The organism is Photobacterium alginatilyticum (genome assembly GCF_009910675.1).
Taxonomy (GTDB): Bacteria; Pseudomonadota; Gammaproteobacteria; order Enterobacterales; family Vibrionaceae; genus Photobacterium; species Photobacterium alginatilyticum.
Map to the genome: position 1 here is coordinate 22705 of NZ_RSEJ01000025.1, position 20806 is coordinate 43510.

General features: G+C 54.9%; 21 protein-coding genes. 10 read left to right on the forward strand and 11 right to left on the reverse strand.

The genetic code is table 11. From position 1 onward, the window contains the following. Positions 1 to 57 precede the first annotated feature (57 nt). Complete coding sequence (gene asnC, locus EIZ48_RS20690) at positions 58 to 519, reverse strand: transcriptional regulator AsnC (protein ID WP_075762137.1); 462 nt, start codon at positions 517 to 519, stop codon at positions 58 to 60. Between the two features lie 163 nt (positions 520 to 682). On the opposite strand from asnC, the gene EIZ48_RS20695 reads away from it, so the two are divergent. The 3 genes from EIZ48_RS20695 (at position 683) to EIZ48_RS20705 (ending at position 5217) form a co-directional block, all read left to right on the forward strand. Beyond that, positions 683 to 3820, forward strand: a complete 3138-nt coding sequence (locus tag EIZ48_RS20695; protein ID WP_160655679.1) for an EAL domain-containing protein — start codon at positions 683 to 685, stop codon at positions 3818 to 3820. Positions 3821 to 3897: 77 nt separating this feature from the next. Continuing rightward, complete coding sequence (locus tag EIZ48_RS20700; RefSeq protein WP_160655682.1) at positions 3898 to 4668, forward strand: class I SAM-dependent methyltransferase; 771 nt, start codon at positions 3898 to 3900, stop codon at positions 4666 to 4668. Between the two features lie 90 nt (positions 4669 to 4758). Then, on the forward strand, positions 4759 to 5217 hold the full coding sequence (locus EIZ48_RS20705; protein ID WP_160655685.1) for a hypothetical protein: 459 nt from the start codon (positions 4759 to 4761) through the stop codon (positions 5215 to 5217). A 369-nt stretch (positions 5218 to 5586) separates the two neighbouring features. Here EIZ48_RS20705 and EIZ48_RS20710 read toward each other — a convergent pair whose 3' ends face one another. The 4 genes from EIZ48_RS20710 to hemC are packed head-to-tail and all read right to left on the reverse strand — an operon-like array spanning position 5587 to position 9683. Continuing rightward, entirely contained in the window at positions 5587 to 6774 is a 1188-nt protein-coding gene (locus tag EIZ48_RS20710; protein WP_160655688.1) for a heme biosynthesis protein HemY, read from the reverse strand. After that, positions 6771 to 7985: a uroporphyrinogen-III C-methyltransferase gene (gene hemX, locus EIZ48_RS20715; RefSeq protein WP_160655691.1), complete on the reverse strand. Its 1215-nt coding sequence runs from the start codon at positions 7983 to 7985 to the stop codon at positions 6771 to 6773. Before hemX ends, EIZ48_RS20710 begins: the two co-directional genes overlap by 4 nt. A gap of 4 nt (positions 7986 to 7989) precedes the next feature. Further along, positions 7990 to 8751 carry a uroporphyrinogen-III synthase gene (locus tag EIZ48_RS20720; RefSeq protein WP_160655694.1) on the reverse strand — a complete coding sequence of 254 codons (762 nt, stop codon included), beginning with the start codon at positions 8749 to 8751 and terminating at the stop codon, positions 7990 to 7992. After that, positions 8751 to 9683 (reverse strand): hydroxymethylbilane synthase, encoded by a 933-nt coding sequence (hemC, locus tag EIZ48_RS20725; RefSeq protein WP_160655697.1) that lies wholly within the window; start codon positions 9681 to 9683, stop codon positions 8751 to 8753. Before hemC ends, EIZ48_RS20720 begins: the two co-directional genes overlap by 1 nt. A 412-nt stretch (positions 9684 to 10095) precedes the next feature. On the opposite strand from hemC, the gene EIZ48_RS20730 reads away from it, so the two are divergent. Then, complete coding sequence (locus EIZ48_RS20730) at positions 10096 to 12660, forward strand: class I adenylate cyclase (RefSeq protein ID WP_160655700.1); 2565 nt, start codon at positions 10096 to 10098, stop codon at positions 12658 to 12660. 88 nt (positions 12661 to 12748) lie between these two features. Here the strand turns inward: EIZ48_RS20730 and cyaY are convergent, their stop codons facing one another. Continuing rightward, positions 12749 to 13063: an iron donor protein CyaY gene (gene cyaY, locus EIZ48_RS20735; RefSeq protein ID WP_075762146.1), complete on the reverse strand. Its 315-nt coding sequence runs from the start codon at positions 13061 to 13063 to the stop codon at positions 12749 to 12751. Between the two features lie 78 nt (positions 13064 to 13141). Here cyaY and lptM point away from each other — a divergent pair, with 78 nt between their 5' ends. From lptM to yigB, 6 genes are read left to right on the forward strand one after another with little or no spacing between them, the layout of a single operon-like run. Next, a complete protein-coding gene (gene lptM, locus EIZ48_RS20740) occupies positions 13142 to 13255 on the forward strand; it encodes an LPS translocon maturation chaperone LptM (protein ID WP_160655703.1) in 114 nt (37 codons plus the stop codon). Positions 13256 to 13285: 30 nt separating this feature from the next. After that, positions 13286 to 14539: a diaminopimelate decarboxylase gene (gene lysA, locus EIZ48_RS20745; protein ID WP_160655706.1), complete on the forward strand. Its 1254-nt coding sequence runs from the start codon at positions 13286 to 13288 to the stop codon at positions 14537 to 14539. A 14-nt stretch (positions 14540 to 14553) separates the two neighbouring features. Beyond that, entirely contained in the window at positions 14554 to 15384 is an 831-nt protein-coding gene (gene dapF, locus EIZ48_RS20750) for a diaminopimelate epimerase (RefSeq protein ID WP_160655708.1), read from the forward strand. Then, a complete protein-coding gene (locus EIZ48_RS20755) occupies positions 15381 to 16082 on the forward strand; it encodes a DUF484 family protein (RefSeq protein WP_160655711.1) in 702 nt (233 codons plus the stop codon). Before dapF ends, EIZ48_RS20755 begins: the two co-directional genes overlap by 4 nt. Next, on the forward strand, positions 16079 to 16993 hold the full coding sequence (gene xerC, locus EIZ48_RS20760; protein ID WP_075762151.1) for a tyrosine recombinase XerC: 915 nt from the start codon (positions 16079 to 16081) through the stop codon (positions 16991 to 16993). Before EIZ48_RS20755 ends, xerC begins: the two co-directional genes overlap by 4 nt. Positions 16994 to 17035: 42 nt before the next feature. Further along, positions 17036 to 17752, forward strand: coding sequence for a 5-amino-6-(5-phospho-D-ribitylamino)uracil phosphatase YigB (gene yigB / locus EIZ48_RS20765; protein ID WP_160655713.1), 717 nt, complete (start codon positions 17036 to 17038; stop codon positions 17750 to 17752). 89 nt (positions 17753 to 17841) lie between these two features. Here yigB and EIZ48_RS20770 read toward each other — a convergent pair whose 3' ends face one another. From EIZ48_RS20770 to EIZ48_RS20790, 5 genes are read right to left on the reverse strand one after another with little or no spacing between them, the layout of a single operon-like run. Beyond that, positions 17842 to 18297, reverse strand: coding sequence for a DoxX family protein (locus tag EIZ48_RS20770; protein WP_160655716.1), 456 nt, complete (start codon positions 18295 to 18297; stop codon positions 17842 to 17844). 2 nt (positions 18298 to 18299) lie between these two features. Beyond that, positions 18300 to 19085 carry an HvfC/BufC N-terminal domain-containing protein gene (locus EIZ48_RS20775; protein ID WP_160655719.1) on the reverse strand — a complete coding sequence of 262 codons (786 nt, stop codon included), beginning with the start codon at positions 19083 to 19085 and terminating at the stop codon, positions 18300 to 18302. Beyond that, positions 19063 to 19899 carry an MNIO family bufferin maturase gene (gene bufB, locus EIZ48_RS20780; RefSeq protein WP_160655867.1) on the reverse strand — a complete coding sequence of 279 codons (837 nt, stop codon included), beginning with the start codon at positions 19897 to 19899 and terminating at the stop codon, positions 19063 to 19065. The genes EIZ48_RS20775 and bufB overlap by 23 nt, the downstream gene beginning before the upstream one ends. 24 nt (positions 19900 to 19923) lie before the next feature. Then, a complete protein-coding gene (locus EIZ48_RS20785) occupies positions 19924 to 20187 on the reverse strand; it encodes a BufA1 family periplasmic bufferin-type metallophore (RefSeq protein WP_160655722.1) in 264 nt (87 codons plus the stop codon). A 44-nt stretch (positions 20188 to 20231) separates the two neighbouring features. Further along, the gene (locus EIZ48_RS20790) at positions 20232 to 20498 is read right to left on the reverse strand and encodes a BufA1 family periplasmic bufferin-type metallophore (protein ID WP_075762156.1); all 267 of its coding nucleotides are present in this window, start codon (positions 20496 to 20498) and stop codon (positions 20232 to 20234) included. Positions 20499 to 20806 lie beyond the last annotated feature (308 nt).

The window sequence follows — 20806 nt, forward strand, 5'->3', positions numbered from 1 at the left end:
ACTCCACGGAGTCTTGGCTAGCCACAGGGGCGGGATAGGACTATCTCGCCTCTTGTTTTATGGCTGTACGTTGCGGTTGATGGGGTTCTGCAGCGAAATCAGGGTCTCGGTAGACTGCACCTCATCAATCGCCTGCAGCTTGTCGATCAGCACATATTGCAGCTCCTCAATCGACTTGCACATCAACTTGACGAAAATATTGTACGCACCGGTGGTGTAATAGGCTTCGACGACCTCGTCCAGCTCGTTGAGCTTGGCCAGAGCCGAATGGTAGTCACGGGCGGCGTTTAGATTGATACCGATAAAGCAGCAGACGTCATAGCCGAGCAGCTTCGGGTTTACGACCACTTCGGTACCGGTAATTATTTCGGCTGCCCGCATTTTTTCCACCCGGACATGCACCGTGGCGGGACTGACATTGAACCGCTTGGCCATTTCTGCATAAGGGATCCTGGCATCATTCATCAGGGCGTTGAGGATATCGCGATCTAAATCGTCTATCCGTGGTGGCTGGGTCATGGTTTTGTCTTATCCCTTGTTTATCCGATACAGCTCATATCTTATACTGAGCTGGCTTCAGTATCGAATAATCAGACTTAATTGCGCTGTATTTAGACAGCTGCGCCGGCAGCTAGGCCTGCGCATACGATGGACTTTGACGATAGGGATATTTCTACGTTCTATGCGCTTTCTCGCTTTATTTTTGGTGCTGCTGGCGGCACCGGCCTATGCCCAGGTGAAAGATACCCTGGTTATCCATTCCTATCACCAGGGAATGCGATGGACAGATTCGTTGCAGGCCGGGCTGGAGTCGGCCTCGAAACCTCATGATATTCCCCTTCATGTCAGCTATATGGATAGCAAGCGCTATCAGTCGGCTAGCTATCTCAACGAACTGCTTGATATCTACCGGGCCAAGCTGACCCGGGAAAAATACCGGGCGATTGTGGTGACGGATGATAATGCCCTGTGGCTGGTGAACCAGCTCTCCGAAGAGGTCGGGGAGACGCCGGTGTTGATGGTGGGGATCAATAACTACCAGCCCGAGAAGCATGACCAGCTGTCGCAGGTTGCGGGTGTGCTGGAGGTGAACAACCCGGTAGACAATATTTCCCTGGCCCTGTCGCAGCAGCCTGACTTGAAGCAAATCTATGTGATAGCAGACGAGACCTATACCGGACAGGCGATGTGGCAGGAGATCAATGACTACCTGACACTGAACCCCTCCGAGCTGGTTGTACACCGTTTTCCGCCCGGACAATTTAGCGATGTTTTTGCCCGGGCCGCACAACTGCCTGAGCAGTCAGCGATTATTTTCCTGAGTTATTATTTTGACAGCAGCGGCGACTATATGGGGAGCCGCCCTTTTGTCGAGGCGCTGACCAAGGTTGCCTCTGCGCCTGTATATGCCTCTTACCGGTACCTGCTTGAGCAAGGCGTAGTCGGTGGTGTGATGAACAGTGGCTATGAGCAGGGGCAGCAAATCGGCCAGATGCTGGTGGCGGTTATCGATGGCGAAATCAGCGAGCTGCCGACGTTTACCTATAGTGCAAGTAAGGAGATGTTTAACCATCAGATATTGCAACGCTGGGGGCTGGCCGTGCCGGATGATGTGGTGGTGATCAATAAACCGCAGAGCTGGTTTGAGCGCTATAACAAAGAGCTGCGGGCGATTACTGTGGCCGTGGTGATTATGGGCGCAATCATTGTTTTTCTTAGCCTGATTATCCGCCGGCTGCGCAAGAGCGAGCGCAAGCTGCAACAGAGCCGGGCCCTGTTTGAAGGGGTGTTTGATCAGAGCTTTCAGTATATCGGTATCCTCGATTACAACGGGGTGTTGATTTCGGGCAACCTGGCCCTCCAGAACCTGGTCGGTCGCTCAATTATCAAATATGACAGCCCGATGTGGCGCTGGCACTGCTGGGATCATGAAACGGTATCTCGCCTGAGCAAGGCCTTTTATGCCGCCTGGCAGGATCAGCGGGTCCGCTTTGAGGTCGAGGTCCAGAGCAGCGAGGACGGCCGGCGGGTATTGGATATTGCAATGAAGCGCATGCCGGAGTCGGTCGGTGAGGCGGAGCAGTTGCTGTTTGAGGCCCGTGATGTGACCTCCCGTCATCAGATGGAAGAAAAGCTGCGCGAGCGGGAAGTCAGCTACCGCCTGCTTTACGAGCAGCAGCCGGTCATCCTGCTGGCTGTTGATAGTCAGGCCCGTATTCAGTCGGTTAACCAGTTTGCGGCCGATCTGCTGGGTTACAGCAAGCGCCAGATGCTGGGGCATAAGGTAACGGATTTCTATTTCGATGATGTGCCGTTGCCGCAGCAATACATCTCGGGAGTGCACGAGAGCAATGCGCAAAAGGTCTGGCGCCGGCAGCTCAGGTACAAATGTGCCGACGGTCATACCGTCTGGATCCGCGAGACGATTCGTCCTACCCAGTCAAAACTTCAGCTGCTGCTGGTTGGCGAGGATATTACCTCGACCCGTGAGCTGGAGGCACAGCTGGAGTATCAGGCCTGCCATGACTATCTGACGGACTTGTTTAACCGTAACCATTTTGAGCAGCAGCTGGAAGAGGTGTTGCTCGAAGCCAGGGAGCAGGAAGCCCGCCATGCCATGCTGTATATCGACCTTGACCAGTTCAAGGTGATTAACGATACCGCGGGCCATGAAGCCGGTGATGAAGCGTTGAAGCAAGTAGCCCTGTTGCTGCGGGGGATCACCCCGGAGAAGGCTACGCTGTCTCGGCTGGGGGGCGATGAGTTTGCCATCATACTGCGCCATTGCAGCTCGGCTGAGGCGGTGCAGTTTGGTAATGAAATTCTGCACCTGCTGGAAGAGGCTGAGTTTTACTGGCAGAACTCCCGGTTTAGCTTTAGCGGCTCGATTGGGATCCGGCTTATCGACGAGACGGCCGGTTCGACACAGCAGGTTCATGCCCAGGCGGATACCGCGTGTTATGCGGCCAAGGACGAGGGACGAAACCGTCTGCACCTTTACCATCCGGATGACGAAGAGCTCAAGCGCCGTGAGCTGGAAATGGAGTGCGTTAACCTGATCCGCAAGGCACTGGCCGAGAAGCGGCTGGAGCTGCACGCCCAGCAAATAGCCCCGCTAACCTCCACGAGCAACAAACAGCATTACGAGATCCTAGTCAGGATCCGCGAAAGTGACGGCTCCATGATATCCCCCGGGCTATTTATGCCGGCGGCTGAGCGTTATAACCTGGCACACCTGATTGACCGCTACGTGGTCAATGCTGTTATTGACTGGCTTGTCGCCCATCCCGAGGCGGTAGAGCAACTGGAGCTGTGCTCGATTAACCTCTCGGGGCAGTCGATGGGCAACCGGGACTTTATCCAGTTCATGGTGGAGAAAATCAGTAGCTCCGGCCTGCCGACCAACAAGCTGTGTCTGGAAATCACCGAAACGGCGGCCATCGGCAACATGAGCGAGGCGATACTGCTCTTTACCCAGCTGAAGGCATTGGGCTGTCTGATTTCGCTGGATGATTTCGGATCCGGGCTGTCTTCGTTTGGCTACCTGAAGCGGATGCCGGTGGATATTATCAAGATTGACGGCATGTTTGTGCGTGACATCGCTGACGACGAGATGGATTATTCCATGGTGAAGGCCATCAATGAGCTGGCGAAGAAAATGGGCAAGCAGACTGTGGCCGAGTTTGTCGAAAACGAAGCTATCCTCACGAAGCTTGATGATCTCGGTGTCGACTATGCTCAGGGGTATCTGTTTGGCAAACCGCAGCCACTGGCCGATCTGGTGAGCGAGTTGCGCCAATCCTCGGAGGCAGTGGTATAATCTTGCCCCTTATATCCCCAGATCGCTCGGTGCGAGCCGTATCGCCGGGGCTTATTGATTGATTACCGGAGAATTTTGTGCAACTCGCTTTAATCTGTGACACGCCTGACCGTCAGCATGAACTGGATGAATTGGCCCTGCGCTGGGGGCTGAGCCATGATGAAGACAGTACTTTTGCCCTGGTACTGACGAGCGAAAGGCTTGAGCTGCACAAACGTGACGAGCCGAAACTGGGCGCGGTGTACGTTGATCTGGCGGGCGGGGCGGCCTCCCATCGCCGTAAGTTTGGTGGCGGCCGGGGCCAGGCCATCGCCAAGGCGGTCGGGCTGAAGGGCGGCGTGACGCCGACTGTGGTTGACGGTACGGCCGGGCTGGGCCGTGATGCCTTTGTGCTCGCTTCCCTGGGGTGCAAGGTGCAAATGGTCGAGCGCCACCCGGTGGTGGCAGCGCTGCTTGATGACGGTCTGCGCCGGGCACAGCAGGATCCCGACATTGGCGGCTGGATCAGCGAGCGGCTGACCTTGCTCCATGCCTCGAGCCATGATGCCCTGGAGAAGCTGGCCGCGGATCCTGAGTTTGCCGCGCCGGATGTGGTCTATCTCGATCCTATGTACCCGCACAAGAAAAAGTCGGCGTTGGTGAAGAAGGAAATGCGAGTGTTCCAGACCCTGGTTGGCGCAGACAACGATGCCGATAGCTTGCTGGCACCGGCGATGGCACTGGCAACCAAACGGGTGGTGGTCAAGCGTCCTGACTACGCCGAATTCTTGGCCGGTCAAAAGCCGTCAACGGCGATAGAGACCAAGAAAAACCGTTTTGATGTCTATGTGCTGGCAGCGATGAAATAGGGCCGCTCGGGCTCTATCTTTTGCTCACCGTAATGTGGTGATACTCTTAGAAAGAATAATAATCATTGGCTTTGGCTGAAGGAGTGGTTAATGGCAAAGTCTTTATGTAAATATCGCCGAGTTGAAATTGCCGATCAGTTTGCCAACATCAGCAAAATAGTCAGTACGCCTAATTTTGTCTGCAGCAGCTGTGCACGATCAGCCAGCAGCAAGGATTACCTGTGCAAACCCAGCGCCCTTAAGAAAGCTGCGTCATTAGCCCCTGTTCCCAAAGAGGCTCCTGCTCCAATAATGGCTTCTGAGGCAGAAAGGCTGGGTACCAACGTCAGGCCGCTCCCGGCGCTGCCTGCTGTGGCTCGCACTCAGTTGGATGCGGTTGCCACCGTTGAGCAGGAGAGTGTGGCTTTGTTGCCGGCAGTGACCAAAAAGCAGGTTAAGCGCCTGAAGAAGCTAGCTAAGAAGAAAAACAAGCGGTTGAAGAAAGCTGCCAAGGCGGTTAAGCGCTATGAGAAGGCGCTGCAGAAGACCAAAAAAGCGTTAAAGCTCTAGCCGCCTGTAATACCAATCGACACATAACACCATTAAAAAAGCCTCCGAGTACGGAGGCTTTTTTAATTTCCGGCCGATTATGATTCTTTGATCAAAACCGCTGTCATCAGGCAAGTGATCACAGAAACAACAATCCCAGAAACGATTAACCAAGGAAGCATATCCATAGCTAGTTATCCACCTGTTAGCGACTAGAGGTGGCATTGAATAACTTTTACATAATGCTAGCAATAGGTCAGATATAAGATGAAATGCCTGTTAACACTTGGATACAAATCATCGCGATCAGACACATAAACATATGAATTTAAGAATAAAAAAGCACCCAAATGGGTGCTTTTTGTCTCAAAATATTATGTTGCTATAATGTTAATTTTTGGCCGGCAGAGCCAGTGTCAGGGCCTGGCGGGAAAGATCGGCGGCAGCCTGGCTGTCGTTCAATTTTTCCATTACATCAACCAGGTAGCCGTAGTCAGCCATATTCGGTCGTAGCTCGATAGCCTTCTCGAAGTGCTGCTTGGCTTCCTCCCATTTTTCCTCGCGCATATACAGCTGCCCCAGTGCACTGTAGGTGCTTGGGTTGCTGCTGTCATAGCGAAGCAGATCGGTCAGGCGGACAATGGCCGGATGGTAGTCAGCCAGGTTCAGTGCAGGTACCAGCTCAATCAGATCTTCGTCGTTGTTTTTCTTCAGTGCGTCACGAAGCACGGTGTAGGCCTCGCTGTCGGCACTGTGGCTGCTCATTAGCCTTACAAAGCAGGCAATAAGCTCAGGACGTTGCTTGGTTTTACGGTTGAGGCTGTTCCAGTGGCCCATCAGGCCTTCGCTGCCGCTTTGCTGGGTAATGTGGGTCATCAGCCCGCATTCGGCTTTGATTTGCAGTTCAGCCGCTTCCTCGGCAGTGATCACGCCAAGCTTCTCAAGCTGAGGAAGCTGTGCCAGTAGCGGTTTCCAGTCTTCCAGTTTCAGGTAACAGTCTTTCAGCAGCGCCAGCAGTACCGGGTTGCGGCTGTGCTCGTGCTGGATATCCTGCAAAGTGGCCACGGCCTGCTCGTACTGCTGCTGACGGAACTGCAGCTTGGCGCGAGTCAGGGCTACAGCCAGATTCTGACCATCGATATCGGCAGCCAGCTTCAGGTACTCGTCACGCTGGTTGGCGTCGCCCTGGCTTTGTGCGGCTTCTGCGGCGGCCAGGTAGTTAAGCAATGGCGCGTCGCTGTGTTTGGCGGCTTTGACAACCAGTTTCTCGGCCTGTTTCCAGTCGCCCTCGATGACCTTCATCAAGCCTGTCGAGGTCAGCAGGCGTGCTTTACGGGCTTTGCGGCCAGACAGCCAGCCGCGGGTCGAGCTGCCGACAGACAGAACGCGCTTGAGAATGGTTTCCAGCAGGAAGAAAGAGCCAAACAGGATCACGACAATCAGGATCAGGGTGGTCAGGCTCATTTCCAGAGTCTGGTTGGCCACGGAAATCAGCACATAGCCCTGATTGCCCGCCAGCATCGGGCCGGCAACAATACCGGCAATCAGCGCAGCAACCAGCAATAATAGTTTGATCATGCTGGGTTCTCCTCTGTGCTAAGTGGCTTCACTTGCTGGCGCAGGCGCTCGCTGATGGCATTGGTGATCAGGGGCTGAGACTTCAGCGTGCTTGGGTAGCTCGCTTCAATATTTTCCTGTGCAAGTTTATCCAGGGTGCTGATGAAGCTTTGCGCGGCAGGATCTTCCATGTCGTAAAACTGCTCGGCCCACTCTTTGGCCATCATCAGTGACTTGGTGTATAGCTCGCCCTGCTCGCGATAGACCGACTTGATCGCGGTCTCAAGCTTCGACTTGATGTTTTCCTGCAGGTAGAAGTCCTGCTTCGGTGAAAGTAGCGGGATCACGCTGCCGTCGCGGGTACGGTAGGTAACAAAGTGCTCGCTGAAGTTTTTCAGGGATGTCTTCAGGTTTTCTTTCCAGTCGTCAACAGAAGTTGACACTGTACCCGATTCAGTCGCTGTCGCTTCCGGCACGATGGCATTGGCCAGTGGTAGCGTTGCAACGGCTTCCTGCAGGCTGGTCAGGCGTAGCACCAGGCCGTCGCGGTCAACACGGGCAACGGCTTTCAGGGCGGTGATGTCACTGTGCATGGCTTCGCGGATCGGCGTCATGCTTGGATCGTTCAGCTCGGCAATACGGTGATCGGCAGATTCAAGCAGGATGGTAGCACTGGCCGTGTCATGTTCCAGCCACAGTTTGCGACCGGCCATTTTGACCAGATAATCCGCTTCGGCCAGCAGCCAGTCGTTCGGGCGGCGTCCTTTCATTTCCGACAGTGCCATTTGCAGGCCGGTGATGGATTTGCCCTGCTGCGAGATAGAGACATCGGTGCGCTGCAGGCTCTTCTCTACCTGGCTGAGGGTTTCTTGTTTGGTCGCGGCAATGCTGTTGGTCAGGTTGCTCTTTACACCCGCCAGCTGCTGCTGAAGCGCAGCCATTTTTGCGTTCTGGGCCTGGGTTTGCTGGTGACCGTGGTAATAGAGGCCGGCACCGAGTGCGATGACGAGGGCAATGGCGATAGCCCCCATTTTGCTGCCGCTTTGTTTTTCGGCTGGCTGAGGAGCAGGTGCTGGCTGGCTGGCTTCCGCCTTGGCTGCTGTTTCCTTCGGTGCAGAGGTTTCAGGTGCCTGGGCTTTGGCACTTGATTGACCTTGCTTGTCCGTTGTTTTTGACACTGCCGATTGTTTGTTATCTGCAGAGGTTTCGTTATTGGTTTTTTTGTCAGTCATCCGATTATCCCATCGTGCCTATCTTGCTTAGGGTCGTGAAAAGGCAGTTGTTGGCCGCACTCCCCACGGTGGAAATTGTACAAAAACCAAGCGTTTTAGCCTGGTCCGCGATTCGTTGGCTTGGTACGAAAAGGTGGCGCTGAAGAAACCAAGCCTTGTTGTCATCAGGAATTAAACTACTTAGGTATGACAGCTGCTCGCCACTGGTGACAACCAGTGCCGATATCTGCCTCGACTGCCATATCCGGCACAGCTGCTCGCCATCGAGTGGGATCCAGCTGCGCAGGTATGTCTCGCAGTAGCTGACCTCGGCCTTGCGTTGTTGCAAGGTTTGGTAGATCAATTCACGACCGCCGTTGCCGCGTAAAATCAGTATCCGGCGGTTTTGTATCCGAGCTTGAGCCAGTGCCGGTAATTCCAGTAATCCTTCACTGTCACAGCGCGACTGAGGTGATTGCACGTCGCTGCCGGTACACTCGGAGAGTGCTGCGGCAGTTTTGTGCCCAACGGCCATATAATGCACGTTTTTTGGCCAGCTGGCACCTTGTGTTGTTAAGTAATTGTGCGCCAGGTTCACTGCATGAACACTGACAGCAATCAGAAAATCGTCTGATTGCAGCTGATTTAGCTGGGAAATCAACATAGGAAGTTGTTTTCCCGGCTGAATATCGAGCAGTGGTTGAGCAATAGCACTGATCCCCGCTGCATTGAGCTGCTGTGCAAGCTGGTGGCATTCCGGGGCCGGACGGGTGATCAGTATGCTCATCAGGCGTTGCCGTATAGCTTATCCAAGATGTCCTTGGCACCATCGTCGAGTAGCTGCTCTGCCAGCTGGGTGCCCAATGCTTCTGCATCGGCGGCCGGTCCGCTGATCTCGCCGCTAACAATCTTGCTGCCGTCAGGCTCGCCAACTAGGGCGCGTAGCCAGATTTGATCGCCTTTGAGTTCCGAGTAGCTACCGATAGGGACCTGACAGCCGCCCTGCAGGCGGTTGTTCATTGCACGCTCACAAAGAACACGGGTCGCGGTTTCCTGGTGGTTCAGGGCGCCAAGCAGCTTACGGACACGGGTGTCATCCAGACGGCATTCAATGCCGACAGCGCCTTGGCCGACCGCTGGCAGGCTGGTCTCTGGGGCGATGGCATCACGGATGCGGTCGTCCATTTTTAGTCGCATAAGGCCGGCGCAGGCGAGGATAATGGCATCGTATTCGCCGTCATCGAGCTTGCGCAGACGGGTATTGACGTTGCCGCGCAGGTCTTTGACAACCAGATCAGGGCGCTGGGCACGAAGCTGGCATTGACGGCGCAGGCTCGAGGTACCGACTACGGCACCGGCCGGAAGTTCGTCAATCGTATTGAAAGTGTTGGAGACAAAGGCATCACGCGGGTCTTCGCGCTCGCAAATAGTGACCAGTCCCAAGCCTTCGGGAAACTCGACAGGGACATCTTTCATCGAGTGTACGGCGATGTCGGCACGGCCTTCGAGCATCGCCACTTCGAGCTCTTTCACGAACAGACCTTTACCACCGACCTTGGCGAGCGGGGTATCCAGAATGATGTCGCCTTTGGTAACCATAGGTACCAACTCGACAATCAGGCCTGGATGAGCCTGCTCCAGTGCATCTTTTACAAATTCTGCTTGCCACATTGCCAGCGGGCTTTTGCGGGTGGCAATGCGGATCGGTTTATCGGTCATAGAATCGGGTCCATTAAATCGCTTGCATTTATACACGGTAATCGTATCACTACTGCGCCATGATGGTAATTCACTTGTTGCCCTCAGTGCGGTGAAGCAGTATTGTCTTGATATGTGTTGTAATTAATGTGATATTTCTCACATAACCTTTAAGTGAAAAATTCATTACAATACCGTCGCTGGCGGTTTATTGAGTTTGTACTAGCTTGAGGGAATCAGGACAAGGATGGGCTGTATCGCCAATTTGCCAAAAAGCGAGCCATTCATAAGCTGTCATAAATCGTCACTATCTTTACGGTTAAAGCAAAAACTGTTACATTGATCACGTTTTTGCTCGCGTGTAGGACACTATCTACACTAATAATGACAAGATTTGGGCCGCTCTCTAGCTGGTAGCTCTTGGAAGAGTAATTTGCATAATTATATCGAGACGCTTAAAAGTAGACTGGATCAGCACAACCAGCTAAGGCTGGAGCGTGCCCGCGCAGCCATGAATGCGCAGTCCGAGCAGGTATTCAACCTGCTGACCGTGTTACTCCACTATAATCACCCGGCGGTACCTGGCTATCTTGATCAGGCTGTGCCTGTGGGCATTGCCGCGTTTGACGTTTCCGAGCAGCAGCAACAGCTGATCGACGATTGTGCGCTTACCAGCCAGTCGACCATTACCCCTCCTCAGCTATCTAACGGCGAATACCCGATCCTTGGCCTCTATGCCATGGGCAGTACCTCTTCGCTGGGCCAGAGTCTGACCAGTGATCTTGATATCTGGGTCTGTATCCGTACCGATATGGCGGCGGACGATCGCAAGGCGCTTGAGAGCAAGTGTTCGCTGATCTCCGACTGGGCGATGGCACAGGGTGTCGAGGCCAACTTTTTCCTGATTGACGAAAATCGTTTCCGCGATAACTTTTCCGAGCAGATGACCGGTGATAACTGCGGCTCGAGCCAGCACCTGCTGCTGCTTGACGAGTTTTACCGCTCGGCGGTCCAGCTTGCCGGCCAGCGCCTGATGTGGTTTATGGTGCCGCCGGAAATGGAAGAGTGTTACGACGAATATATCGATTACCTTGATTCGAGTGGGTATATCCGTCGTGAAGAGTGGATTGATTTCGGTGGCCTGACCCGGATTCCGGCCGAGGAGTATTTCGGCTCTAGTCTGTGGCAGCTCTACAAGAGTATCGACTCGCCGTATAAATCAGTGCTGAAAGCGATTTTGCTCGAGGCATACTCATGGGAATACCCGCACACCCAGCTGCTCAGTGTCGACGGCAAGCGCCGCTTCTTCTCGGAAGATCGCACCGAGTTTTGTATGGATGCGTATTACCTGATGCTGGAGAAGGTGACGCGTTACCTGGAGCGTATTGACGATCATCGTCGCTTGGATTTGGTCCGTCGCTGCTTCTACCTCAAGACACATGAGAAGCTGACCCGTGAGCCGGCCTCCGGCTCGGTGGCGTGGCGTCGTGAGGTTCTGGGCAAGCTGACGTCGGACTGGCAGTGGTCGCAAGAGGTGCTGCTTGAGCTGGACAACCGCCGTGACTGGAAGGTAGAGCAGGTCAAGCGGGCGCACAACGAGTTGCTTGATGCCCTGATGCTCAGCTACCGTAACCTGATCCGCTTTGCCCGCCGCAATAACATCACCTCGGCGATTAGCCCGGAAGATATCAGTATTCTGGCGCGTAAGCTGTATGCGGCGTTTGAGGTCCTGCCGGGCAAGGTCACCTTGCTTAACCCGCAGATCTCCCCAGACCTGCACGAGCCGAACCTGAGTCTGATCCAGGTACCGGCCGGGCGTACCAATGCTGCTGGCTGGTATCTGTACAAGCATTCGCTCGACCCGTACGCCATTTTGGGCCAGCCGTCGCTGGAGCATAACCGTTACCTGAGCAAGCTGGTTGCCTGGGCATACTTCAACGGCCTGCTGACCGAATCGACCTGTCTGCATAATGTGGTACGTGATGCCGCGATGGATATCGATAAGCTCTATCAGCTGGTCAGCGATATCCGCAATACGTTCCCGATCCGCCGTCCGCAGCCGGGGCTGCAGGCGCTGTCGAGCCCGTGCGAAATTCGCCAGCTCGGGTTGTTTGTCAATTTGGAAAATGATCCGACGACCGAGCTGAAAAACCGTTCGGTCCGTTTTGACTTTAAAAATACCGATATCTTTAGCTATGGCCCCGAGCAGACCTGCCTGGTCGGCAGTGTGGATCTGGTCTACCGTAACTCGTGGAACGAGGTGCGTACCCTGAATTTCAGCGGCGAAAATGCCATGCTGGATGCGCTGAAAACGGTGCTGGGCAAGATGCACCAGGATGCAATCCCGCCGGAGTCGGTGGATGTGTTCTGCTATAGCAAACACATGCGCGGCCTGATCCGTAACCTGGTCTATCAGCTGGTAGCCGAGTGTATCGAGATGCGCCTCAAGCCGGTTGAACAGGAAAAACGCCGTCGCTTCAAGGCGATTCGCATTGGCGAACAGACCCATGGCCTGTTTTTCGAGCGCCGTGGGGTGTCGGTCCAGAAGCTGGAAAACTCGGTTGATTTCTATAGCTGTATTTCGACCAACAAGCTGTTTGGCTCGGCCAATCTGGTGATGGGTAAGGCTGATGAGCCGCACCCGCCGGAAATTGTCGATGCCTATGCCAGCGAAGGCCTGATCCAGTTTTTCTTCGAAGACTGTGATGCCGGCTACAATATCTATATTCTCGACGAGTCGAACCGGGTAGAAGTCTATCGCCAGTGCAGCGGTGACAAGGATGAGATGGTTCACGGGGTAAACCGTTTTTACACCTCGGCCCAGGACCGTTTCAGCTATAGTGCCAATTTTATTAATTTTAACCTGCCGCAGTTTTACGACATCGTGCACAACGATGGCGGTGAGCCGCAGGTGATCCCGTTCAAGAGTGGCCAGCAAATCCCGCGACCCGCGGCGGCTGGAGCCGCCCCCAACATGATGTCACTATCGACACGGTAGCTGGGTTTTGGGACCGAATAACAAAAAGCGAGAGTCTGTCGGCTCTCGCTTTTTCGTTTTGGGCTGTTTACCTACTCGTCGTGCAGGCCTATGACCAGTCCACCGGCTCTTCGGCATGTAGCGAGCATTCCTGCTTCACCAGCGAAATCAGCTCGGCCCCGCTGCGGGTACAGTGCCACAGGCCGTCTTTGTATTTGAAGTGGTAACCGCCTGATTTTGAAGCCAGCCAGATTTCGTGCAACGGCTCCTGGCGGTTAATGACGATTTGGCTGCGGTTCTCGAATTCCAGTGTCAGTACGTTGCCGGTCGTCTCATATTCAATGTCTGCACCGGATTCGTCGATGCCTTCCTCGATGCTCATAAGAACCTCATCGGCTAACTTATGAAATTCTGTATCATTCATCCCATTGCGTCCTATTGCTTTTCCTAGTGTTGGTGCGATTATAGAGGGCAATGAAATGATAATCACTGGCTTTGAAAAATGCGTAAAGGTTTATTGGCAATTTTAGTACTGGGTGTATTGGCACTTAATGGCTGTGGTCAGAGCGGGCCGCTATATATGCCGGACGACTCCGAGCAGCAGCAACAACAGTAACGACAGCGATCAGACAGGGAAGAGACAACTTTGGATTATTTTAACTACCAGCAAGACGGCCAGCTTTGGGCCGAAGACATTGCACTTACCGACCTCGCTGAGCGTTACGGTACCCCTTTGTATGTGTACTCCAGGGCAACGCTGGAGCGACACTGGAATGCGTTTGATCAGGCGGTGGCCAACCACCCGCACCTGATTTGTTATGCCGTGAAGGCCAACTCCAATATCGGGGTACTCAATGTGCTAGCCCGGCTGGGTTCCGGGTTCGATATTGTCTCGCAGGGCGAGCTGGAGCGGGTTATCGCCGCCGGTGGCGATCCGGCCAAGGTTGTTTTCTCCGGTGTCGGCAAGACGGCCGCGGAGATGAAGCGGGCGCTGGAGCTGGGTATTAAATGCTTCAATGTTGAATCCGAGCCTGAGCTTGAGCGCCTGAATGAGGTGGCAGGCTTGCTGGGCAAGGTGGCGCCGGTATCCTTGCGGATCAACCCGGACGTCGATGCCAAGACCCACCCGTATATCTCGACCGGTCTGCGTGACAATAAATTTGGTATTGTGTTTGACCGCGCGCCGGAGGTTTACCGCCTGGCACAGAGCCTGCCGAACCTGAAAGTGACCGGTATGGACTGTCATATCGGCTCCCAGCTGACCGATATCGAACCGTTTATCGATGCCACCGACCGCCTGCTGGCCCTGATTGATACCCTCAAGGCTGAAGGCATTGAAATCGAGCACCTCGATGTCGGCGGTGGACTGGGCGTGACATACAGTGACGAGCAGCCGCCGCAGCCTTCTGACTATGCCACCGAGCTGCTGGCTCGCCTCAAGGACCACCCCGAGCTGGAACTGGTTTTTGAACCGGGTCGTGCAATTGCCGCCAATGCCGGTGTGATGTTGACCCGAATTGAGTACCTCAAGCACACCGAGCACAAAAATTTTGCTATTGTCGACGCGGCAATGAACGATCTGATCCGTCCGACCCTCTATCAGGCATGGCAGGACATTGTGCCGGTATGCCCGCGCGAGGGTGAGAAGCAGACCTATGATTTTGTCGGCCCTATCTGCGAGACCGGCGATTTCATCGGCAAGGAGCGTACCTTGTGTCTCGAGCCGGGCGATCTGCTGGCGGTACGTTCGGCAGGAGCCTATGGGTTTGTGATGGCGTCAAACTATAATACCCGTACACGCGCTGCCGAAATCATGGTTGACGGCCAAGATGCCCATGTGGTCCGCGAGCGTGAAACGCTGGAGCAATTGTGGCAGTCTGAGCACCTGTTGCCAGAATAACAAGAAGGGACATCATGCAGATCAATTTTTCAAAAATGCATGGCTTAGGCAATGATTTCATGGTGGTGGATTGCGTGACACAAAACGCATTCTTCTCGCCTGATGCCATCAAGCGGCTGGCCGATCGCCATCGGGGGATCGGTTTTGACCAGCTGCTGGTGGTCGAGCCGCCCTATGATCCGGAGACTGATTTTCACTACCGGATCTTCAATGCCGACGGTAGCGAGGTTGAGCAGTGCGGCAACGGTGCCCGCTGTTTTGCCCGTTTTGTCTGGATGAAAGGGCTCACCAATAAATACCATATTTCCGTCAGCACCAAGGGCGGAAAAATGATCCTGAAGCTGGAAAATGACAACCAGGTGACGGTCAATATGGGGGCGCCGGAGTTCGAGCCGGGCAAGATCCCGTTTCGTGCCAAGCAAAGTGAAAAAACCTATATTTTGCGAGCCGGCGATAACACGGTATTCTGTGGCGCGGTAAGCATGGGGAATCCGCATTGCGTGACTGTGGTGGACGATGTCGATACGGCTGACGTCGAGACGATGGGTCCGCTGCTGGAATCCCACGAGCGGTTTCCTGAGCGGGTCAACGCGGGCTTTATGCAGATAGTGAACCGTCGCGAAATCAGGCTGCGGGTCTACGAGCGTGGCGCCGGTGAAACCCAGGCCTGTGGCAGTGGCGCCTGTGCCGCTGTCGCCATTGGTCAGCAGCAGGGGCTGCTGGATGAAAATGTAAAAGTGAGCCTTCCGGGCGGCGATTTGCATATTCGCTGGGCCGGAGAAGGCAAGCCATTGTATATGACTGGCCCTGTAGCACATGTCTTTGATGGACAAATAGTATTATGACAGATGTATCCCAACTGGGTGAGCTGCCGGTAGTGGCAGACACCCCGTTGTCCGATCAGGATGTGGCTGAGTTTCTGCTCGACAACCCTGATTTTTTTATCCGACAGCCGGAATTACTGACCCAGCTGCGCGTGGCCCACAGTGAGCGTGGTGCGGTGTCGCTGGTGGAAATTCAGCTCGACAGGCTACGAGGCCGGGTGCGTGAACTCGAGGGGGAAATTAATACCCTGGTAACCGCCGCCGGCAAGAACAGCGAGCTGTTTGAAATCTTTGCCCGCGCCCAGCAACAGTTGTTTCAGACCCACAATATCTACCAGGCGCTGGTGATCCTTGAAGAGCTCAGCAGCCAGCTGCAGCTGGACTTCAGCCTGAAGCTGTTTGATAGCTTTGATGATAACCTCTATTTACCACGTAAGGCTTTTGAGGGCTTTCGTGTTGCCCACCTGTCGCATCGGCCGGTTTACATGGGCCGGTTGCGCAGGCAAGAGAGTGAGCTGCTCTTTAGCCATCCGCCGCACCTGGGCTCCTATGTGGTGCTGCCGCTGGGGATCGAACATCCTATCGGGGTGTTGAGCTTTGCCAGTACGGATGGTGGTCATTTCCAGCCTGCGATGGATACCTTGTTTGTCGAGCAGTTGGCCCTGGTGCTGACTCGCCTGATCCATCACTGGGAATATACCCGCGAGGTAATTGATTGAGCCAGTTGCCTTCCGGGCTGGACAAGCCCCTGCAGCGTTTTTACGAGTACCTGCGTAGTGAACGCGAGCTCAGTCTGCACACTCAGCAGAACTACAAGCGTCAGCTGACAACGCTGGCCGAGCAGCTGGTTGAGCTGGAGGTCACGGACTGGCGGGTGGTCGATGCCGGCTGGGTACGTCAGCTGGCGAGCAAGGGGATGCGTGACGGCCTGAAGGCCAGCAGTCTGTCGATGCGCCTGTCTGCGCTGCGCAGCTTTTTTGATTATCTGGTACGCCAGGGAGTTTTGAAGGCCAACCCTGCCAAGGGGGTCTCTGCGCCACGCAAAGCGAGGCCGCTGCCCAAGAACCTCGATGTCGACGAGATGGATCAGCTACTTAGCGTTGATGAGGATGATCCGTTGTCGATTCGGGATCGGGCGATGATGGAATTGATGTACGGGGCCGGACTGCGCCTGTCGGAGCTGGTAAACCTGGATGTGCGCGATATTAGCCTGAGCAAGGGTGATATCCGGGTGATCGGTAAAGGGGACAAGGAGCGAATTGTTCCTTTTGCCGGGCTGGCTCGCGACTGGGTTGGCCATTGGCTCAAGGTCCGCGGACAGCTGGCGGCCAGCGGTGAACCCGGTCTGTTCGTCTCCAAGCTCGGGCAGCGGATTTCCAACCGCAACGTCCAGAAACGGATGGCGGAATGGGGCCAGAAGCAGGCCGTATCCAGCCATATTAACCCGCACAAGCTGCGCCATAGCTTTGCCACCCATATGCTCGAGTCGAGCGGGGACTTGCGGGCGGTACAGGAGCTACTCGGCCATGCCAACCTCTCGACCACCCAAATTTATACCCACCTCGATTTCCAGCACCTGGCACAGGTGTATGATGAAGCGCATCCGAGGGCAAAACGAAACAAACGCTAGTGCGTCTTGCCACCTATTCTGCTGATGTAACCGAGGGCTGATATGCAGTTTTATCGCAACCTCCAGTCGCCTAAGGCGCTGACTTTTGATTTGGATGATACCCTGTATGATAACCGCCCGGTGATCCGGCGGGCCGAGCAGGCGATGCATGACTGGCTGGCTGAGTACCATCCGTGCAGCCACAGTATGGCCCGGGAAGACTGGCTGCGGCTGAAAATGCGTTTGGCGGAGCAGACGCCTTATTTGCGCCATGATGTCAGCCTATGGCGCTATGAGGTGCTTAAAGTCGGACTGATGCAGCTTGGTTATTCACAGGAAAAGGCCGAGCTGGCCGCCCGGGAAGGACTGGAGCGGGTACTGGTTGTCCGCAACCAGGTTGATGTCCCGGAGGAAACCCATCGGGTACTGGCCGAGCTGGGTCAGAAGCTGCCCTTGCTGGCTATTACCAACGGCAATGTTGATGCGGACAAGATAGGTCTCGGCCAGTATTTTTCTCGGGTGCTGGTGGCAGGCCGGGACGGCTTGGCGAAACCCGAGCCGGATATGTTTGCTCAGGCAGCGGCGCTATTGGATATGGCGGCACAGGACATTCTCCATGTCGGCGATCACCTGATCACCGATGTCGGCGGCGCGAAACGAAACGGCTTTCAGGCCTGTTGGTACAACGACCAGCAGCGCCAGCTGCATAGTGAGCCCAAGGCAAAATGGCTGCCGGATGTCGAAATCTGTCGCCTGTCGCAGTTGCTTGAGTTGGTTTAGTGCTGGCTGGGAAGAACAAAAAGGCGATCACGGTGATCGCCTTTTTTGATCCGGTTGAAACCGGTAAATCTATTGTGACTCTAGCCGCGCTATTCCAGCAGGCTCTGCTTCGGCTCGTTGCTGATCAGCCTGTCGACCGAGATCAGCCCCGCACCCCAGAACACATTGACCAGCATCATCATGCCCCATAACTGGTGGTCGAAGAAGCCTTTCTCCCACAGCAACGGGTAGGACACCACGGCAATAATATTGAAGACGAACAGTACCAGTGCCATCGGACGGGTGAATAAACCCAACGCCAGAAAAACTGGCAGGATCAGCTCGGCGGCTGTCCCCATGTAGGCGGCAAGCTGCCATGGCAGCAAGGGCACCTGATACTCGTACTCGAAGAGGTAGAGGGTGCTGTCCCAGCTGGAGTATTTAACCATGCCGGATTTGAAGAAGACCCAGGCCACCCAGAGCCGGGTGAATAGCAGCAGCAACGGGATCAGAGGCTCCGTAATACGCTGTGCCAGGCCGTCGATTTGTTTGATAAAACTCAGCATGCTCACTCTCCCTCTGGCAAACCATGAATGTCGGTAAAAATGTGTCGCTGGACGAGCTCGCCGAGCATCGCCAGCATTTCCTCGGAGGCTTCACCAAGACTGCCTTGCTGCTGGCTGAGCCGGATCAGTCCTGTGGCGCCCGGATTCGTGCCCAATACCATCATTTGATCCGGGCGTCGCTGGATCACCGCAGATTCCGGCTGGCTAAGATCAATCTCTTCAACGGCGTTGTCAGTGATCATCTGCCAGATGGTAGCGACTGGGTAGTCGGAATCGATACAGAACGTTGGTTCGGGTACCTCAAGCCGGAGCTGGGGTAAATTGGCTTCGGTCAGTTGCCCCAGCTTGGCAAACGGGAACTGGCTGTCGATGGCCGGCGCATGGGCGGCGCGATCGAGGTACCACTCCAGGCTGGCCAGATCTGCCAGATACGGCACGGCTTCTGTCAGTGCCGGTTGGCTGTTGACCGTATCACATAACCCTTCCCCGTAATGGCTGACATCGCCCTGCTGCAGCGGTTGGGTCAGGACATGCTGGCGCGCAAGCTGGCTAAAGCACTCGTCACCGACCACGGCTTTGACGCAGGGGTAGACCACCTCAAGGATTTCCGACAGGCTGATAATAAAGTTGTTGCGGTAAATCTGGATCAGCTGTTCGGCCGGAAACTGGCCATCGGCAATGTCTGCTGCCACGGTGCTGGGCTGGTAGTGCAGGGCTGCCGCAAAGTCTTGCTGCAGTTGGTGCAGCTTGCCGTCTTTGTCCCGGTCAGGGGGTAAGGATTTGTCCATCTTGCGCCTCCTGCATGATAATGTTGCGTGCCTTGTCGGCTTCCCCGAGCAGGACCGAGAGTGGCGGAATATCCAAATCCCACTCAATCAGGGTCGGTGTCCTGCCGTGCTGCTGGACCCAACGGCGATAGAGTTGCCATACCGGTTCGCTGACGGGTTTGCTATGGGTATCAATCCAGATCTCGCCGTCTTCGAATTGCTTGACGGTAAAGCCGGCCAGGTGGATCTCTTTGACCGCCGAGGCATCCAGCGCAGCAATGTACTGATCACAGTCAAAGCCATGGTTGAAGGCGCTGACGTAGATATTGTTCAGGTCGAGCAGCAGGCCACAGCCGGTGCGCTGTTGTACCTGATGAAGAAATTCCCATTCCGGAATCGCCGAGTGGGCAAAGCTCAGGTAGCTGGACGGGTTTTCGATCAGCATCTGGCGACCGAGATACTCCTGTACTTGGTCAACCTTGCGACAAAAGTGCACCAGCGCTTCCTCGGTGTAGGGCAGCGGCAGCAAATCATTGAAAAACTGCCCGTCGACAGAGCTCCAGCTAAGGTGATCCGAGACGGCAATCGGGTTGATTTCATCAACCAGTTGCTTGAGCTGGCTCAGATGCTGGCGATCCAGGGGATCGGCCGAGCCGAGGGACAAGCCGATACCGTGGCAGCTAACCGGGTAGTGCTCGGCAATCTGCCGTAGCTGCTGCCGGGCGGTAGAGGTTGTGATGAAGTAGTTCTCACTGTGGACCTCCAGCCAGCCGATATCCGGTTTCTGCTCCAGAACCTGGGTGATGTGGGGGGAGCGCAGCCCCACCCCAACCATCTGGTGCTGTGTCAGGCCGCCCACTTATTTTGCCTCTGGCGAACTGCCGGCCAGGCGGTCACACAGGCCTTTTGGCACCATGATAAAGGCATCTTTCTGACCGTCGACCTTGGAGGTGCCGGCACATGAACTGGTTTTGGTGGCACAGTCGTTCTTGCCGGCTTTGGCAACGCCGTAGCATTTTTCTTTGGCCTCGGCGGCAACAGCGGTCGAGGCTGTCATCGCGGTACCGGCCAGGGCAATCAGGCCGGTAACGGCAGTGGCAAGGGCTACGTTGGTTTTCTTCATAATCATTCCTTAGATTGAGCTAGCAGTACAAGATGTCGTAGTGATTAAGACGATGAAGTAGAACCACCGGCCAGGCGGTCACACAGGCCTTTTGGCACCATGATGAAAGCGTCTTTCTGGTTGTCCGTTTTGGAGGTGCCGGCACAGGAGCTGGTTTTGGTTGCGCAGTCGTTCTTACCGGCCTTGGCTACGCCGTAGCATTTCTCTTTGGCTTCGGCAGCCACAGCGGTTGAGGTGGTCATTGCGGTACCTGCAAGCGCAATAAGGCCGGTAACGGCTGATGCTAGAGCGATATTGGTTGTCTTTTTCATAATCATTCCTCTTTAATTCGCTGACTGTTGCTGCATGGAGCAACGTTTCCTTTTGTTATTGTTGGCGCTTCTTATTGCGCTCTCGGAACATAAGAAAGGGCGAGCAGGTTTTTTATTTCACTCTTTCTTAACTTTTTTTTCTGGTGTGTAACATCCTGCCATTTCCAAGCATAGAACAAATAATAAAAGGCAAGCATTTGAAACTGGTTAATTATCAAACTGCTGTGCGACTGGAAAGCCGGTTTGTCTGAATCTCCGGGGAGGGTGAAGATATCGAGGCATTCTTGAATTGAGCTGGTATAATCACC

What these genes read in the sequence shown, in the direction of transcription:
- asnC (WP_075762137.1), bottom strand. Translation starts at nt 519, where the DNA reads ATGACCCAGCCACCACGGATAGACGATTTAGATCGCGATATCCTCAAC.
- EIZ48_RS20695 (WP_160655679.1), top strand. Translation starts at nt 683, where the DNA reads ATGCGCTTTCTCGCTTTATTTTTGGTGCTGCTGGCGGCACCGGCCTAT.
- EIZ48_RS20705 (WP_160655685.1), top strand. Translation starts at nt 4,759, where the DNA reads ATGGCAAAGTCTTTATGTAAATATCGCCGAGTTGAAATTGCCGATCAG.
- EIZ48_RS20710 (WP_160655688.1), bottom strand. Translation starts at nt 6,774, where the DNA reads ATGATCAAACTATTATTGCTGGTTGCTGCGCTGATTGCCGGTATTGTT.
- hemX (WP_160655691.1), bottom strand. Translation starts at nt 7,985, where the DNA reads ATGACTGACAAAAAAACCAATAACGAAACCTCTGCAGATAACAAACAA.
- EIZ48_RS20720 (WP_160655694.1), bottom strand. Translation starts at nt 8,751, where the DNA reads ATGAGCATACTGATCACCCGTCCGGCCCCGGAATGCCACCAGCTTGCA.
- hemC (WP_160655697.1), bottom strand. Translation starts at nt 9,683, where the DNA reads ATGACCGATAAACCGATCCGCATTGCCACCCGCAAAAGCCCGCTGGCA.
- cyaY (WP_075762146.1), bottom strand. Translation starts at nt 13,063, where the DNA reads ATGAATGATACAGAATTTCATAAGTTAGCCGATGAGGTTCTTATGAGC.
- lptM (WP_160655703.1), top strand. Translation starts at nt 13,142, where the DNA reads ATGCGTAAAGGTTTATTGGCAATTTTAGTACTGGGTGTATTGGCACTT.
- dapF (WP_160655708.1), top strand. Translation starts at nt 14,554, where the DNA reads ATGCAGATCAATTTTTCAAAAATGCATGGCTTAGGCAATGATTTCATG.
- EIZ48_RS20755 (WP_160655711.1), top strand. Translation starts at nt 15,381, where the DNA reads ATGACAGATGTATCCCAACTGGGTGAGCTGCCGGTAGTGGCAGACACC.
- yigB (WP_160655713.1), top strand. Translation starts at nt 17,036, where the DNA reads ATGCAGTTTTATCGCAACCTCCAGTCGCCTAAGGCGCTGACTTTTGAT.
- EIZ48_RS20770 (WP_160655716.1), bottom strand. Translation starts at nt 18,297, where the DNA reads ATGCTGAGTTTTATCAAACAAATCGACGGCCTGGCACAGCGTATTACG.
- EIZ48_RS20775 (WP_160655719.1), bottom strand. Translation starts at nt 19,085, where the DNA reads ATGGACAAATCCTTACCCCCTGACCGGGACAAAGACGGCAAGCTGCAC.
- bufB (WP_160655867.1), bottom strand. Translation starts at nt 19,899, where the DNA reads ATGGTTGGGGTGGGGCTGCGCTCCCCCCACATCACCCAGGTTCTGGAG.
- EIZ48_RS20785 (WP_160655722.1), bottom strand. Translation starts at nt 20,187, where the DNA reads ATGAAGAAAACCAACGTAGCCCTTGCCACTGCCGTTACCGGCCTGATT.
- EIZ48_RS20790 (WP_075762156.1), bottom strand. Translation starts at nt 20,498, where the DNA reads ATGAAAAAGACAACCAATATCGCTCTAGCATCAGCCGTTACCGGCCTT.